Here is a 16,462-nt window from a genome sequence, read left to right as displayed (position 1 = left end):
CGACTATATCGCAGAAACATTGATGTGCAAATGTCTCCTGATTCGAACAGTTGCGAATGACGTTTACGTGTATCGAATGACGTCTTAAAGGAAGTACTTTATTTATTCATCGACTTGAGTGCGGCACGGATAATGTCACTGGCTTCAGTAAAATCACCTTTTGCTGCATTTACCAATTTTTGCGCTTCTAAGGGTTTATAGCCTAAAGATTGTAATGCAGCTTCAGCTTCGGCAACGGCTGAGTTTCCTGTAAATTGGATTTGTTCAACCGTGGAGTTGCTTGGCACTGTACCTGTCGACATGGCTTTAAAGCGATCACGTAGTTCAATCATCAGGCGTTCAGCGGTTTTCTTGCCAACTCCCGGCACTTTCACCAGCGTATTCACATCTTCATGTTCAACTGTATGAATCAGCATGTCTACGCTTAAAGTTGAAAGAATGCCGAGAGCCATTTTAGGACCAACACCATTCACTTTTAACAAGGTACGGAAGATCAGTTTTTCTTGCTGATGTAAAAAGCCATACAGCAATTGCGCATCTTCACGAACCGCTAAATGGGTCCATAACGTAACTTTTTGTCCTTTTTGTAATTGGCAAAATGTCGACAATGGGGTGTCTATCTCATAGCCCACGCCATTTACATTGAGCAGGACGGTTGGGGCTTCGAGGGCAAACACTTCGCCAATTAAACATCCAATCATTTTTAAAACTTCACTATTCTAGGTGTATACGGTTGCCAATCTGACAAATTAAGGGGTATCTCACTGACGTCGTCGTAAATGCTATGGCAAGCATTTCTTGTGCGGCGATTTGTGCTACATCAAGCCAGACTTGTTGCCTTGCAATTCTTGCGAAAGATTATAGGCTTGATGATCTGAAAACTTGGAAATAATATCCAGTACTTGCATAATATTTTCATAATGATTGTTGCCAAAACGCGCACCTGAACGCTGCAAAATGGTAAACAGACGTTGCTCTTTAAAACTTAAGGTTTTGTGCGGAGTCGTAAGCGGAATAAAGGCATCTAAAATATTCTGCAAACTTTGATGTGCAATAATTTCCAAACCTGCTTTTTGCGGATGTTCAAAAATTTTATCGCGTGCCAATTCTTTGGCACGGTTAATGCCAAGTTCAATATCTTCGGAACAATACTGTAGTAGGCTGCCTTTGAGTTGACCTGTCAGAATTTCATAATGATGTTTAGCAAAGGCGGTGGTGACTTCATCCACTAAACGTTTCATCACCCGACCACGCAATGCGGCAATTTTTTGTTGCCATGTGGTGTCCATGGAAAGTTCTGAAGGTCTGCCATAATCTGCAATCAAGTCCAGAAAGATCGGTTCGACTTCTTCATAGCTGAGCATGTTGAGAATAATGCCATCTTCTAAATCAATCAGGGCGTAACAAATATCGTCTGCGGCTTCTAATAAATAGGTGAGTGGATGGCGGCAATAACGATCGGGTGCCAACTGAATTAAACCGAGTTGTTCGGCAATTTGCCCGAGAATGTCTTTTTCCGCCTGATAGCAGCCAAACTTGGCCCGCATGCTGGCAGGGGTATTGCCTTGTTCGGCAATGGTTTTGGATAACCACGGATATTTCAGGTACGCTCCCAAAGTGGCGTAGGTGAGGCGCATACCGCCATCGTTGGGATGATAGTCAATCTTGGTCAGCAGACGTAAACCTTGGGCATTGCCTTCAAATTGGCGCACATCGGCTTCTTCTTCTGGGGTCAGTTTTGCCAAGAAATTACCATGTGAGGCATCATCAAACCATTCGCGAATGGCATATTCACCTGCATGACCAAATGGCGGGTTGCCAATATCATGTGCCAAGCAAGCGGCTTGGATGATGGCACCAACATCGGCAGGGGAAATCCAGACGGGTAGTTCGTCCTTAATTTTCTCAGCCGCCAACATGCCGAGTGAACGCCCAATACAGGAAACTTCGAGTGAATGCGTGAGACGGGTATGAATACCGTCATGTTGGGTCAGGGGATGAACTTGGGTTTTACGATTGAGTTGTCTGAAACTTTGCGAAAAGATAATACGATCATAATCTTTATGAAAAGGGCTTCGTGCTTGTTCTGAACTTTGTTTTTTACTGCCAATGCGAACTGTGGAAAGCAGTTCTAACCAACGCATTTGTTCCATTTATTATGTTTCATAGAAGGATTGCCTAAATCATGCCAAAAAACCTGCCGTTGCACTAGAGCAGTGCGACATGATTTGACGGTAGGAATGTAAATAAAGTGGTGAGGTGGAGTAAATTGAAAGCGAGAAAAACGCAGTGCAATCTTGTATGAAGTTTTTGCGTATATTTTCAGCAATATTCAATATTTTGAATGAATAAAATGTGGGCGCTTTGAGCTTGAGTAGTCAATCTAGTTATTTATTTTTATGTCATTTTCTCTAAAAAAGTGTAAGAAAGCGGTTACATGTGAAATTCTTACAGGAATAGGTCACATAAATAGAGTTATCTATCTAGCTGATTTGACCTTTTCACAGTAGAATATGTGCTCTCTTCAAAGTCACATTGCGGTAAAGTTCAAAAGACTTGCCCGTGGAGCCAAAATCAGCATGTTTATCGTGGCCGGTGCACCAGCACATTCTTCTTTTAAGAAAACTCAACTATTATCACGTCTAGCGTCAATTAGTTCTGTTCAATCAATAGAAAGCCAATGGGTCTATCTGTTTGACCAAGCGCTCAACGAGCAACAGCAGCAATCTGCTTTACAATTGTTAAATGAAGGCGAAAGCTTCCAAGTCCGCCAAGCTGCGAATGATGAAGTTCAAATTTTGGTGACACCTCGCGTGGGTACGATTTCACCGTGGTCTTCTAAAGCAACGGATATCTTCGCCAACTGTAATACCCCGATACACCGCCTTGAACGCGGTGTTTTGTTTACTTTAAAAGGTATTTCTGAAGTATCAAATGAAGTAAAGCAGGCTTTACACGACCGCATGACTGAGAGCGTATTCAGCAGTATTGAAGATGCGACGGCATTATTTCAGGAAACTGCACCAAAACCTTTAAACTCAATTGATATTTTGGGTCAAGGTAAACAGGCATTGGTTCAAGCCAACTCTGAATTTGGTTTTGCGTTGTCTGATGAAGAAATTGATTACTTAACCGAAGCATTCATTAAGCTGGGTCGTAATCCGCATGACATCGAATTGATGATGTTTGCTCAAGCGAACTCTGAACATTGCCGTCACAAAATTTTCGGTTCAGAGTGGACCATTGATGGTGAAGTTCAACCGCTATCATTGTTCCAAATGATTAAAAACACTTATAAAGAATCACCAACTGACGTTTTATCGGCGTATAAAGATAACGCATCGGTGATTGTGGGTTATGACACACAACGTTTCTACCCGAAAAAAGATGAAGATACGGGTCATTACACTTATAAGTACAAGAGCCAAGCCGCTCACATCTTGATGAAAGTGGAAACCCACAACCATCCAACTGCGATTGCACCATTTGCTGGTGCGGCAACAGGTTCAGGCGGTGAAATCCGTGATGAAGGTGCGACAGGTCGTGGTGGTAAGCCAAAAGCAGGTTTAACAGGCTTTACGGTTTCTAACTTGAACATTCCAGGTTTTGAACAACCATGGGAAGAAAACTACGGTAAACCATCGCGTATGGCATCTCCACTTCAAATCATGATTGAAGGTCCATTGGGTGGTGCTGCATTTAACAACGAATTTGGTCGTCCTGCGTTAAATGGTTATTTCCGTACCTTTGAACAAAACGTGAATGGTGAAGTGAAAGGCTTTCACAAGCCAATCATGATTGCGGGTGGTTACGGTAACATTCGTCCTGACCACGTCGAAAAAGATGCGATCCAACCAGGCGATTTACTGATCGTTCTTGGTGGTCCAGCGATGTTGATCGGTCTTGGTGGTGGCGCTGCATCATCTGTAGACAGCGGTACCATGGGTGAAAGCCTAGACTTCGCTTCTGTACAGCGTGAAAACCCAGAAATGGAACGCCGTTGCCAAGAAGTGATTGATACTTGCTGGCGCATGGAAAATGAAAACCCAATCGTATCTGTACATGACGTCGGTGCGGGTGGTATTTCCAATGCGATGCCTGAGTTGGTGAATGACCACGAATTAGGCGCAATTTTAGATCTTCGTAAGATTCCTTCACTTGAATCAGGTATGTCTCCAATGGAGATCTGGTCAAACGAAGCACAAGAACGTTATGTCCTTGCGATCAAACCAGAATCTTTAGCATTATTTGAATCGATTTGTGCGCGTGAACGCTGCCCATTTGCGGTATTGGGTGAAGCGACTGAAGCACGTCAATTGACTGTAAACGATCCATTGTTTGACAACAAAGCGGTGGATATGCCAATGCAAGTGATGCTTGGCGGCACACCACGTATGAGCCGTTCATACGAAACCATCGAACGCAAAGGCGACGATTTTGATGCATCGCAAGTGGACTTGAAAGACGCGATTTTCCGTGTATTAAAGAACCCAACTGTTGCGTCTAAATCATTCCTGATCACCATTGGTGACCGTTCAATTACGGGTATGGTTGCGCGTGATCAGTTGGTGGGTCGTTGGCAAGTTCCTGTTGCAGATGCAGCAGTGACCACCACAAGCTTACAAGGTTATACCGGTGAAGCGATGGCGATGGGTGAACGTCCACCAGTGGCATTGTTAAACCCAGCAGCATCTGCACGTTTGGCAGTGGCTGAATCCATTTCAAACATCATGTGTGCCAACATCGAACAGATCAGCGACATTAAATTGTCTGCAAACTGGATGGCAGCAGCAGGGCAAAAAGGTGAAGACCAAGCCTTGTTTGAAGGTGTGAAAGCGATTGGTATGGAAATGTGTCCTGCTTTAGGGATCGCGATTCCAGTCGGTAAAGACTCACTTTCAATGCGTACCACTTGGAATGATGAAGGTCAGGACAAGTCAGTAACTTCACCAATGAGTGGGGTCATTACTGCATTTGCTCCTGTAAACGATGTACGTAAAACCTTAACCCCTGAATTGAAAAATACCGATTCTGTATTGGTACGTATTGACTTGTCTAAAGGTCAGTTCCGTTTAGGTGGTTCTATCCTTGCGCAAGTGTATAAGGCGATTGGTTCGGTCACGCCTGATGTCGACAGTTTTGTTGATTTCAAAGCCTTCTTTGATGTGGTTCAAGACTGGAACAACCGTGGCTTAATTCAAGCCTACCATGACATTGGTGATGGTGGTTTATTGGCAACTGTTGCGGAAATGATGTTTGCTTCACGTTTAGGTGTTGCATTAGAAAAGCAAACCACGGCAGCGTTATTCGCTGAAGAAATTGGTGCAGTTCTCCAAATTGCGACAGCAGATTGGGAAGCATTACAACTTGAAGTCACCACTTCTAGCTTAAAAGATGCGATTTCAGTCGTGGGTTCTGTGAATACCACAGATCAATTGACAATCAATGGTTTAACATTGTCACGTGTTGACTTGCAACACGCTTGGGCTGAAGTTTCACATCAAATTCAACGTTTACGTGATAACTCTGAAACGGCTGACCAAGAGTTTGCCTTAATCGCGGATGATGCACATAAAGGGATCATTGCACAGCCGACGTTCGACTTGAATGAGCCAGTTGAAGCGCCGTTTATTAATTTACGTCGTCCAAGCATGGTAATTTTGCGTGAGCAAGGCGTGAATGGTCAAACTGAGATGGCAGCTGCATTTGATAAAGTCGGCTTCAACACTGTTGACGTGCACATGAGTGATTTACTTGCAGGTCGTGTTGATTTGGACGACTTTGAAGGTCTCGTGGCTTGTGGTGGCTTCTCTTATGGTGACGTTTTAGGTGCTGGTGGTGGCTGGGCAAAATCTGTCCTGTTCAACCCACGTTTACGTGACCAGTTTGAAAAATTCTTTAACCGTCAAGAAACCTTCACTTTAGGTGTGTGTAATGGTTGTCAAATGATGTCACAACTTGCGCCGTTAATTCCGGGTGCAGATGCTTGGCCACGTTTCCACCGTAACACGTCTGAAGTGTTTGAAGCGCGTGCAGTGAATGTTCGTATAGAAAAATCACATTCAGTCTTGCTTGAAGGCATGGAAGGTTCGATTCTTCCAATTGCAGTCGCCCATGGTGAAGGTCGTGTGGTGGCAACTGCGGATAAATTGGCTGCGTTAAATGCGGGCAACCAAGTGACTTTACGTTATGTCGACAGTCACGGTAACCCAACTCAGCACTATCCATTGAACCCGAACGGTTCACCAGAAGCGATTACAGGTGTAACTTCTAAAGATGGTCGTGCAACGATTATGATGCCGCACCCAGAGCGTAATTTCCGTGCTGTTCAGCATTCTTGGAAACCTGAAGAGTGGACTGAAGATGGTGCATGGTTACGTATGTTCCGTAATGCACGTAAGTTTATTGGTTAATCCATAACTGATTCAAAAGCCACCTTCGGGTGGCTTTTTTATTTCCTTAATATTAATGTTTGAGATGCTGCTGCATAAATTGATCCACTTGACGGGTATAGTCATTATTTTGTCCCAAGTTTCGATTAATCTCGGCATGCGATAAGGGCAGAGGTAAATAGGCTGTCGAAGCACCTAAAGCTTTGGCTTGTTGAATAAATGAATGCGCTTGTACACAAGGCTGATCAGGACGAATAGTGGAGCAGACGGCCAGAAAAGCAGGCAGTGAATGTTTTAACTGAGTTTTGGGTGAAACTAGGTGCCAGTTCTCTTTAGCAGCCCCAAAAACACGATCATAAAATTGCGCATGTGGATTCGACATGATGGCTTCTACGTCATAGGCAGCACTATCTAAAGCTATGGTGGCTTTCCATGGTTGTGGAAAACTACTGATCCATTTGGGATGGGTAGACAGTAAGCTGACCAAGTGTGCTCCAGCCGAGTGCCCCATAATCATGATTTTCTGAGGATTTGCCTGCCAATTTGAGGCATTCTTTTGCACAAAATTCAGTGCATCGGCTATATCTTGCGTCTGCTGTTGCACCGTGACATTTGGCACTAAGCGATAATTTACCGAAATGACCACCCAACCTTGTTTGTTCCAATAATCTGCTTTATGTTGAATTAAACCTTGATGGCCTTTATCGCCAATACTCCAAGCACCGCCATGTACAATCAATAAAATGGGGGCTAATGTCTGATTCGATGATTTTTGTGCGCGAGATTTAGGTAAATAGACATCAAGTTTTTGTAAGGCGTCCGAGCCATACGCAATATTGCTGGTCGTATTTTTTCTTTGAAAAATCTCAAGATTTTGAAAGAAATCGGCATAACAAAGTTGAGTGCCCATCAGTATAAGCAGAAATAAAGCGAAAAAAGATTTGTGCTTCATAATGATCACAAAGTTTATTGTTATGGCTTAAATTTTATCATTTCTAAATATTGTATTTAGCCATTATTTTAAATTTGGAAAATATAGTTTGAAACACTCTTGTGCAAGCACGAAGTGAAAAAGTTGGTGTAGAATTTGCTTAATAAATAATCGAAATAGATGTTTCTTTCTTTTTAGCAATAAAAATGTATTGGAGATAGAGAATGATAAAAACAGCAACATATCCGAATAAGATCGTACTAAAGCAAAAAGGCTGGAAGTGGTTTGCCATTGTCGTTGCGCTGCAATTGAGTTTAATCCTTGGCTATGCAATGGCACAAAATATGTAGGATTTAAAATCAATGCTTTAGCGCCTTAACAGAGGGTGCTAAAGCATCTGTTATTTATGGATTGTTATTTTGGTATTCGGTAATGACTTCTAAAGCAGCACGGAAAGCTTCTTGCGTAGCAGGTGCGCCACAATAAGGTAAGCTGTGGAGCAGCACTTCCTGAATTTCTTCTACCGTTGCACCATTATTCAGTGCACCACGAACATGCCCTTTCAGTTCAGTCGGGCTTTTTTGTGCAGTTAAAAAAGCAATGGTAATCAGTGAGCGGTATTTACGCGGCAACACACCTTCACGTTGCCAAGTCGAGCCCCAAGCATGTTCATTAATCCAATCTTGTAGTGGCTGAGTAAAAGGTACGGTATTGTCTTGGGCGCGTTTAACAAAACTTTCACCCATTACTTCGGTGCGTACTTTTAATCCATTTTCATAATCTTGCTGAGACATCTGTGTCACTCTTCTTCATTAAAAAAGTGATAAAAGTTTAACCGTTTATCACTTTGATCTGTATCATTTTTCAGAAATTTAGCCCTTAAGCAACAATTTCCACTGCAATAGCAGTCGCTTCACCACCACCAATACATAGTGCAGCTACGCCTTTGCTTTTACCTAAACGCTTTAAGGCATAGATTAAGGTTAAAATAATGCGTGAGCCAGATGAACCCAATGGGTGACCCAGTGCACATGCACCACCGTTGACATTCACTTTTTCAGGGTCAAGATGGAAAGCATCGATTGCAGCCATGGTGACCATGGCAAAGGCTTCATTAATTTCCCATAAATCCACATCTTCCACAGACCAGCCTGCTTTTTTCAGCACTTTTTCAATCGCAGCTACAGGCGCAATGGTAAATTCAGAAGGATGTTGAGAGTTGGTTGCCGTAGCGCGAATATGTGCCAGTGGAGTTAAACCGCGAGCTGTAGCCTGTTCAGCCGACATCACCAACATTGCAGATGCACCATCAGAAATGGAGCTAGAGTTGGCAGCGGTGATGGTGCCATCTTTGGCAAAGGCAGGACGTAGGTTTGGAATTTTATCAATATTGGCATTAAACGGATTTTCATCCTGCGCCACAACCACATCACCTTTACGGCTAGAAACAGTAACTGGCGCAATTTCAGCTTGCAAAAAACCATTTTGGATTGCAGATTGCGCACGAGTTAAAGAACGAATGGCAAACTGGTCTTGTTGCTCTCGGGTATAGCCTTTTTTATCGGCCATTTTTTGCGCCAATACACCCATGGAAAGACCTGTTTCTGCGTCTTCCAAACCTTCTTGGAACATGTGATCAATGACTTCACCGTGACCCATACGGTAGCCCGAACGTGCCTTTGGCAGTAAGTAAGGCGCATTACTCATCGATTCCATACCGCCCGCCATCACAATTTCTGCATTGCCTGCACAAATCGCATCGGCAGCTTGCATCACGGCTTTCATGCCAGAACCACAGATTTTGTTGATGGTGGTTGCACCCACATGATCGGGCACACCAGCAAGACGCATAGCTTGGCGGGCTGGACCTTGCTTTAAACCCGCAGGCAATACACAACCCATAATGACTTCATCAATATCTTGAGCGGCGAGGTTCGCGCGCTTTAATGTGTCCTGAATAACGGCTGCGCCAAGTTCTGGGGCTGAAAGACTTGATAATGCACCTTGAAAACTTCCCATCGCGGTACGGCTACCAGCAACAATGACGATGTCTTTATTCATATTTATCTCCGTGTATTTATATCTGTGTTCCGTTTTTGTTGAGTCAAAATTAAAGCAGCCGAAGCTGCTTTAAACAATCTAATTTATGCACTTACAGTTTCTTGAATGTCATCGACAATCAGTTGTACGCCTGTAACTGCTTGAATTTGTTCTAGGCTGACATCTTTAGCTAGCTCAATCAGTTTTACACCTTGTGGGGTAATGTCCATCACGCCCAAATCACTAATAATCCGATTGACCACACCTTGACCTGTGAGTGGTAGGGCACATTGCGCTACAATTTTAGGGCTACCATCTTTGGCACAGTGCTCCATCAGAACAACCACTTTTTGTACCCCAGCAACCAAGTCCATTGCACCGCCCATGCCTTTAACTTTCTTGCCTGGAATCATCCAGTTGGCTAGGTCGCCCTGTTCAGATACTTCCATAGCACCCAAGATGGCAATGTTGACATGACCACCACGAATCATGGCAAAAGATTCAGAGCTAGAGAAAAAGGCAGCACCTTTACGTGCAGTAACGGTTTGTTTGCCTGCATTGATCAGGTCGGCATCCACTGTTGTTTCAGTTGGGAATTCACCAATGCCCAATAAACCATTTTCAGACTGTAACCAGACATTGATGTTTTCTGGAATATAGTTGGCAACCAATGTCGGTAAACCAATCCCAAGATTGACATAAAATCCATTTTCGAGTTCTAGCGCAGCACGTGCAGCCATTTCATTGCGTGTCCAAGCCATGATTAAGCCTCCTGCTTAATGGTTAATTGTTCGATGCGTTTTTCTGGGGTGGCATTTAAAATAATGCGATTGACATAGATGCCCGGTAAATGGATGTCATCTGGATCAAGTTCGCCAATTTCAACCACCTGTTCCACTTCAACCACGGTAAATTTACCCGCCATTGCACATTCTGGATTAAAGTTGCGTGCCGTTTTACGGAAGATTAAATTGCCTGCTTTATCCGCCTTGTAGGCTTTAACCAAGGCGACATCTGCCGTTAATGCGTTTTCAAGAATATAGGGTTTACCGTCAAACTCTCGTTGTTCTTTGCCTTCGGCAATCAGGGTGCCTACACCTGTTTGTGTGAAGAAAGCAGGGATGCCTGCACCACCAGCACGTAGCTTTTCGGCCAGTGTCCCTTGTGGAGTGAGTTCAACTTCAAGTTCACCGTTTAAATATTGGCGTTCAAATTCTTTATTTTCACCCACATAAGATGAAATCATTTTTTTAATTTGTTTGGTTTGTAAGAGTTTGCCTAAACCGAAATCATCCACGCCTGCATTATTGGAAATACAGGTCAGCTGATTTACCCCAGTTTGTTTGAGTGCTTCAATCAAGGCTTCAGGAATACCACATAAGCCAAAACCACCAACTGCAATCGTTTGTCCATTTTTAACGACATCTTGCAAAGCAAGTGTGGCATTTGAATATAACTTATTCATATCAACTTCTCTAAATCCCTTAGGTTTGTATGCACTCATTATTAGCATCGTACTGGCGGAGAATGAAGTTGAAAATTTCAAACAGTTAATCAGAAAAACTCAATAATGGCGCAAAAAACAGCCAAGATTCAGCATAAACGACGGCTGAATCTTGTAATTTAAGAATGAGTATGTGCATGGGGTAATCGGCTTATTTAATCTAATACATTAATTTATATATGATTATTGTAATTGTACTGTTTCAGGGTTTCGATAAACTGTGCCGTAATATTGGAAATCTCAAAATTCTTTTTATAGATAATTCCAACAGGCTTAATCAAGTCCTGATCTTGTAATTCAATCAGCACATTTTTTTCAGTATCAATAAATTGCTGGAAATGACGTGGAATCACACTGACCCCAATGCCGAGCGCAACAAAACTGGATAAGGAACTGATTTGGTGACATTCCAATTTTAAGTCCAGTTGAATATTGTTTTTAGTACAGTTTTCTTCAATCAAATGACGCACAATCGAGGGTTGTTGCAGAGTTACAAAAGGATTGTCGCAAAGCGCTTTCCACGTCAGCGACTTAGCGTCGGCTAAAGGGTGATTTTTGGGCAATAGTGCAAGAAAGTCTTCATTGAACAAGGGTAGAAATTCTAAGGTGTCGACCTGTTGTGGTTCAAAACAGATGCCAAGTTCAAAAATGCCATCCAGCACATTTTCAATAATTTTTTCATTGGTGATGTCATGAATTGAAAAATTGATGTTCGGGTGCAAGGTTAAAAAGTTTTGAATCACATTGGGCATGATGGCATGTGTGACAAAGGGCATAGAGGCAATACTGAGCGTGCCACGTTGTAACTTAAAACGTTGTTTGACGTCTTTCTCCATGTCCTCCCAATTCGCCAGTAACTTTTTGGCATAGGGAATCAGTGATTTTCCTTCAAAGGTAAGCTCGACCCGACGTGTATTACGCTTAAATAATTTCCCACCCAATTCTTCCTCTAGGGTTTTGATGGTTAGGCTCAAGGCAGACTGACTCAGATGTAATTCATTCGATGCATTGGCATAGTTCAAACTACGTGCGAGGGCAAGAAAGGCTTTTAATTGTTTTAAGGTCATGAGCAGAAAGGTACCAAGGGGGTTAGGCGAAGAAAGCAAGCTGGTTTAATTTTGATCCTTTTTCACATGAAAAGCAAAAAAAACAATGCAGTTACAGGAGATTAAATTTATTTATGCTTTAATGTTTATAATAAATTTTAATATTAACTTGGGGTGTTTTTGTATTATAAAAATATGATTAATGAGTTTTTTAAAACAATTAATCATATTTTTAAATATATTATAAATGTGATTTTATTTTCATCTTTAAGTGATTGATATAGATAATTATATATATTTAATCTTATTATATATTCTATTTAAATGTTGTTTTTTTATTTTTTGATGATATTTTTTTAAATACTATAAGTGGTAGTAAAAAATATTTCTGCTTGTCGTTTTTATAAAGGGTTTAGGATAACTCTTAATAAAATTAAGCATATTTTTCGGTCAAAAAATAAAGGTCTATCACATTGTTTTCGCAATGTGTGCACCCTTATGTATTCTTTATCAGGGAGAAAAGAATATGTGGGATTTATTTGTCATCCTGCTGTCTTTAGGCTTGTTGATGTACACAGCCTATAAAGGATTTTCGGTCATTCTCATGGCACCCCTCTGTGCCTTGCTTGCTGTATTTTTAATTGCACCCAACCATGTATTGCCATTCTATTCAGGCGTGTTCATGCCCAAGATGGTGAACTTCATTAAAGATTACTTCTTGGTGTTCTTGCTGGGTGCGATTTTCGGAAAAGTGGTGGAAATGTCGGGGATTGCCTCCTCAATTGCGAAAACCATTGTTAGTTTAATTGGGGCTAAACGTGCAATCTTAACGGTTGTATTGTTAGGCGCAATTTTGACTTATAGCGGTGTGAGCTTGTTCGTGGTGGTGTTTGCTGTATATCCATTTGCAAACCAATTGTTCCAAGAAGCGAATATTCCAAAACGTCTTATTCCGGGAACCATTGCACTTGGTGCATTTACTTTTACCATGGATGCCTTACCGGGTACGCCACAAATTCAAAACGTGATTCCAACCACGTTCTTTGGAACCAATATTTATGCAGCGCCATTTCTTGGGATTATTGGTGCCATTTTTGTTCTATGTATGGGTTTGTTGTACCTACAATGGCGTTGTCGTGTAGCTGCACAAGCAGGTGAGGGCTATGCAGGATTTGCCAGTGAACAGCTACCATCTGAATCTACTGCAACAACATCGAATATTTTAGATACACCGAATGGTTCTAAAGCGCGTCAAGCTCTGGCTTTTGTTCCGCTCATTTTAGTTGCTGTGATGAACAAGTTTTTATCCACGGCTATTCCAAAATGGTATCCAAATGGCTTTGATTTCAATGCCATTGGTTTGGCGAACTACACTGTAGATGTAGCTAAAACAGGTGCAATTTGGGCGGTTGGCTTGGCATTAATTGTCGGCATTATCAGTGCATTTTTATATGACTACAAACGTGTTATTGAGCAATTCAAAGATGGGGTAAACACCAGTATCAGCGGTGCTTTACTTGCGGTGATGAACACGGCTTCTGAATATGGTTTCGGTGCCATTATTGCGGCATTACCAGGTTTTGCCTTGATTAGTCATGGTTTAAGCTCAACCTTTACCAATCCATTGGTGAATGGTGCAGTGACCACGACGGTCTTGGCGGGGATTACGGGTTCTGCTTCGGGCGGTATGAGTATTGCCTTGAGTGCGATGGCGGATACATACAACGCAGCGATTTTGGCGGCAGGTATTCCACCAGAAGTGATGCACCGTGTGGTGTCTATGGCATCAGGGGGTATGGACACTTTACCGCATAATGGTGCAGTCATTACCTTGCTTGCGGTGACAGGCTTAACGCACAAGCAATCGTATAAAGATATCTTTGCTGTCACCATTATTAAAACCACAGCAGTATTTGTGGTGATTGCAGCATTTACGATTTTCGGCATTGTTTAAGATCAGATTGATAGCGCCTGTGCCTATTTATTTAGCTCAGGCCTAAAAGGAGTAAGTAATGAGTTTGCAGTTAGAAAATAAAGTTGCATTTATTACAGGTTCGGCCAGTGGAATTGGTTTGGAAATTGCCAAAAAATTTGCCCAAGAAGGTGCGAAAGTGGTGATTTCAGACATGAATGCAGAAAAATGTCAGGAAACAGCAGATGCACTAAAAGCACAAGGTTTTCAGGCACTTTCTGCACCTTGTGATGTAACCGATGAAGCACAGTATCAAGCTGCAATTGAGTTAACCCAAGCGACTTTCGGGACTTTGGATATTCTGATTAATAATGCAGGTTTCCAGCACGTTGCCCCAATTGAAGACTTTCCAACCGCAGTCTATCAAAAACTGATTCAGGTGATGTTGACGGGTTCTTTTATTGGCATCAAGCATGCCTTTCCTATTATGAAAGCGCAGAAATCGGGTCGTATTATTAACATGGCTTCGATTAATGGCTTGATTGGATTTGCTGGCAAAGCGGGTTACAACAGTGCGAAACATGGTGTGATTGGTTTAACCAAAGTTGCCGCTTTAGAATGTGCTCGTGATGGCATTACCGTGAATGCACTTTGCCCAGGCTATGTGGATACACCGTTGGTACGCGGTCAAATTGCTGATTTGGCTAAAACACGTAATGTAAGTTTGGACTCTGCACTTGAAGATGTGATTTTGGCGATGGTTCCACAAAAACGTTTATTGAACGTAGAGGAAATTGCCGACTATGCCATTTTCCTAGCCAGTGACAAAGGTGCAGGCATTACAGGCCAAGCTGTGGTGATGGATGGTGGATACACCGCACAATAATCAAAATATTCATTCGCAATGACTTCATACAGCCATTTAAGGATTGATCTTTCTTAAGATGGAGTCGTCGTTTTTTCCTTGACCAGTCGGCAACGACTGGTTCTTTTTTTGTGTAGGGATTTCAGTTTTATTTTTCACATTTAAAAAGCAACAGAATAATTGAAAACAGGGACAGAACAAAAATCACAGGCCAAATCACCAGTAGATCGACACGGATATCGGCATCTGGTGTTTTGATTTGAATCAGTAATTCCCATGCAGCATAGAGTAGCCAGAAGATGGTCGTGATACCCAAATATTTGGCACGCCGTCTGTGGCTAAAATTACGAACGATCAAATATGCAATAAAAAATGCAACCGCAATTAAGAAAATAGAAAGAGGTTTCCCCACCAATAGGCTTGCTAGAAAATGCATAGAAACCTCCTCAATCCTGAGTTATCCGCCATAAACCACGGCATCAGGAATTTCATAGCGTTCCGAGCCAATTTTAATGATATTTAGGTCGGAATCTTTACTGCTGCTAAATTTTGGATTATCAGCCTGACTCTGATCGTATCCAGTAGCTCGACCATTTTGGAAAATGATGACGCGTTTTTTGCCATTGTTATGTGTCACTGTAACTAAAGCATTACCGTTGCCTTGGCGTATTACCCCAAATTGGCAAGTTCCCATCGGTTGTCCAGACATTGCAGTGCATGGAATTTTACCAGTCGCATGGTAGGGGGTACCTGCCACTTTGGCATCATGTGAGGTGGTTTGCGTCGCCTTGCCACTAATTATTATTTCTAGGCGATAGGGGGCAACTTCATTTCTACGTGCTGCTAAGCGCATCATATATACACGAATCTTATATATGCCAGTTTTAGGTAAGACGCCTTCAAATTGTTTACCACTTGAAGAACCTACAAACATGGCAGTTTCATTTTCCCCTGGTGCCAAAATATTGAAATAGGTGGCGCCATGCTTGGTGGCTAAACTGGTATTCATGACTTGTCCTGCATTCGCACGGAGTTCATAGTCCACAATTTCATAGCCTTTGATGGAGGAAGAAATCACAGCACTTGAGGTACCTTTCTTAAATTGGACTTGTTCAGTGCGCATATCACTTGCCGCCAAAAGCATGGGTGTTTGTAGCAAGCAAACCGACATGAATAAAGTGGTCAGGAGTTGTTTCTTTCGAAGGATCATTCTTATGCTCCATTTTTTTGTTATATGATTAGTTTATTTTTTAATCATAAATTAAGCAATTTTATGCTGTTGATAATGCGTTAGGAGATGTAAGGAATGGTGAATTTTAAGGTCGTATGTTGTTCAGTCTTGCACAGGAAATGAACTTGATGATTTAGGAAAAATGTCATTCGAAATCTCTCGTTTCTCTATTTTTCATTTGCTATGATTAAAAATTACGCATCACTATAATGAGAACAACGATGAGTTTTATCACAGCAGATCAGGCAAAAATTCTTTCCGCAACTGCCAAGTTAGATATCAATTTATATAAAGAACGGCTTGCCAAATTAATAGAAGAAAGCGCCCAGCAAGGAAATACGGCCGTGTTTGCGGTTTTACCGAAACATTTGCCCTTAAATGAGATTCGGGAGCTTTCGGCTGAATTGACTCAATTGGGGTACCAAGTACGTTTTGAAGTGAATGAATTTTTCTACAGTTTTAATGTTTATTGGATTTAGGATCAGGCATCTATGTATTAGTTTTAGGCAATAAAAAACCCTTTAAATATTAAATTTAAAGG

General features: G+C 41.9%; 15 protein-coding genes. 5 read left to right on the top strand and 10 right to left on the bottom strand.

Annotation, left to right across the window (positions count from 1 at the left end):
- Window positions 1-98: 98 nt before the first annotated feature.
- Complete coding sequence (gene ruvA / locus GWK51_RS02055; protein ID WP_016167371.1) at window positions 99-701, bottom strand: Holliday junction branch migration protein RuvA; 603 nt, start codon at window positions 699-701, stop codon at window positions 99-101.
- A gap of 114 nt (window positions 702-815) precedes the next feature.
- Window positions 816-2,153 carry a deoxyguanosinetriphosphate triphosphohydrolase gene (locus GWK51_RS02050; RefSeq protein WP_100241016.1) on the bottom strand — a complete coding sequence of 446 codons (1,338 nt, stop codon included), beginning with the start codon at window positions 2,151-2,153 and terminating at the stop codon, window positions 816-818.
- Window positions 2,154-2,579: 426 nt separating this feature from the next.
- Here GWK51_RS02050 and purL point away from each other — a divergent pair, with 426 nt between their 5' ends.
- Window positions 2,580-6,413, top strand: coding sequence for a phosphoribosylformylglycinamidine synthase (purL, locus tag GWK51_RS02045; protein ID WP_161932481.1), 3,834 nt, complete (start codon window positions 2,580-2,582; stop codon window positions 6,411-6,413).
- Window positions 6,414-6,465: 52 nt separating this feature from the next.
- Here the strand turns inward: purL and GWK51_RS02040 are convergent, their stop codons facing one another.
- Complete coding sequence (locus GWK51_RS02040) at window positions 6,466-7,302, bottom strand: alpha/beta hydrolase (RefSeq protein ID WP_235941041.1); 837 nt, start codon at window positions 7,300-7,302, stop codon at window positions 6,466-6,468.
- Between the two features lie 245 nt (window positions 7,303-7,547).
- Between GWK51_RS02040 and GWK51_RS16720 the strand changes: the two genes are divergently transcribed.
- Window positions 7,548-7,673 (top strand): KGW motif small protein, encoded by a 126-nt coding sequence (locus tag GWK51_RS16720; protein WP_268895757.1) that lies wholly within the window; start codon window positions 7,548-7,550, stop codon window positions 7,671-7,673.
- Window positions 7,674-7,727: 54 nt separating this feature from the next.
- On the opposite strand, the gene GWK51_RS02035 is transcribed toward GWK51_RS16720, so the two are convergent.
- From GWK51_RS02035 to GWK51_RS02015, 5 genes are all read right to left on the bottom strand, one after another.
- Complete coding sequence (locus GWK51_RS02035; RefSeq protein WP_161932479.1) at window positions 7,728-8,117, bottom strand: carboxymuconolactone decarboxylase family protein; 390 nt, start codon at window positions 8,115-8,117, stop codon at window positions 7,728-7,730.
- Between the two features lie 85 nt (window positions 8,118-8,202).
- Window positions 8,203-9,384 (bottom strand): thiolase family protein, encoded by a 1,182-nt coding sequence (locus GWK51_RS02030; RefSeq protein WP_161932478.1) that lies wholly within the window; start codon window positions 9,382-9,384, stop codon window positions 8,203-8,205.
- Between the two features lie 83 nt (window positions 9,385-9,467).
- Entirely contained in the window at window positions 9,468-10,124 is a 657-nt protein-coding gene (locus tag GWK51_RS02025; protein ID WP_161932477.1) for a CoA transferase subunit B, read from the bottom strand.
- Window positions 10,125-10,126: 2 nt separating this feature from the next.
- Window positions 10,127-10,828, bottom strand: coding sequence for a CoA transferase subunit A (locus GWK51_RS02020; protein ID WP_161932476.1), 702 nt, complete (start codon window positions 10,826-10,828; stop codon window positions 10,127-10,129).
- 212 nt (window positions 10,829-11,040) lie between these two features.
- Window positions 11,041-11,934, bottom strand: a complete 894-nt coding sequence (locus GWK51_RS02015) for a LysR family transcriptional regulator (protein ID WP_161932475.1) — start codon at window positions 11,932-11,934, stop codon at window positions 11,041-11,043.
- Window positions 11,935-12,439: 505 nt separating this feature from the next.
- On the opposite strand from GWK51_RS02015, the gene GWK51_RS02010 reads away from it, so the two are divergent.
- Both GWK51_RS02010 and GWK51_RS02005 read left to right on the top strand, forming a co-directional pair.
- Complete coding sequence (locus tag GWK51_RS02010; RefSeq protein ID WP_161932474.1) at window positions 12,440-13,867, top strand: GntP family permease; 1,428 nt, start codon at window positions 12,440-12,442, stop codon at window positions 13,865-13,867.
- A gap of 58 nt (window positions 13,868-13,925) precedes the next feature.
- Entirely contained in the window at window positions 13,926-14,711 is a 786-nt protein-coding gene (locus GWK51_RS02005; protein ID WP_161932473.1) for a 3-hydroxybutyrate dehydrogenase, read from the top strand.
- 127 nt (window positions 14,712-14,838) lie between these two features.
- Here the strand turns inward: GWK51_RS02005 and GWK51_RS02000 are convergent, their stop codons facing one another.
- Both GWK51_RS02000 and GWK51_RS01995 read right to left on the bottom strand, forming a co-directional pair.
- Window positions 14,839-15,126: a hypothetical protein gene (locus tag GWK51_RS02000; protein ID WP_161932472.1), complete on the bottom strand. Its 288-nt coding sequence runs from the start codon at window positions 15,124-15,126 to the stop codon at window positions 14,839-14,841.
- A gap of 21 nt (window positions 15,127-15,147) precedes the next feature.
- The gene (locus tag GWK51_RS01995) at window positions 15,148-15,900 is read right to left on the bottom strand and encodes a hypothetical protein (RefSeq protein WP_216071659.1); all 753 of its coding nucleotides are present in this window, start codon (window positions 15,898-15,900) and stop codon (window positions 15,148-15,150) included.
- 242 nt (window positions 15,901-16,142) lie between these two features.
- Here GWK51_RS01995 and GWK51_RS01990 point away from each other — a divergent pair, with 242 nt between their 5' ends.
- Window positions 16,143-16,400, top strand: coding sequence for a hypothetical protein (locus GWK51_RS01990; protein ID WP_142769159.1), 258 nt, complete (start codon window positions 16,143-16,145; stop codon window positions 16,398-16,400).
- The last annotated feature ends 62 nt before the right edge of the window (window positions 16,401-16,462 follow it).

Origin of the sequence: Acinetobacter kanungonis (assembly GCF_009939195.1) — a bacterium.
GTDB classification, from domain to species: domain Bacteria; phylum Pseudomonadota; class Gammaproteobacteria; order Pseudomonadales; family Moraxellaceae; genus Acinetobacter; species Acinetobacter kanungonis.
The sequence above is the reverse complement of the archived record's forward strand: the minus strand, read 5'-3'. Positions and strand labels throughout refer to the sequence as shown.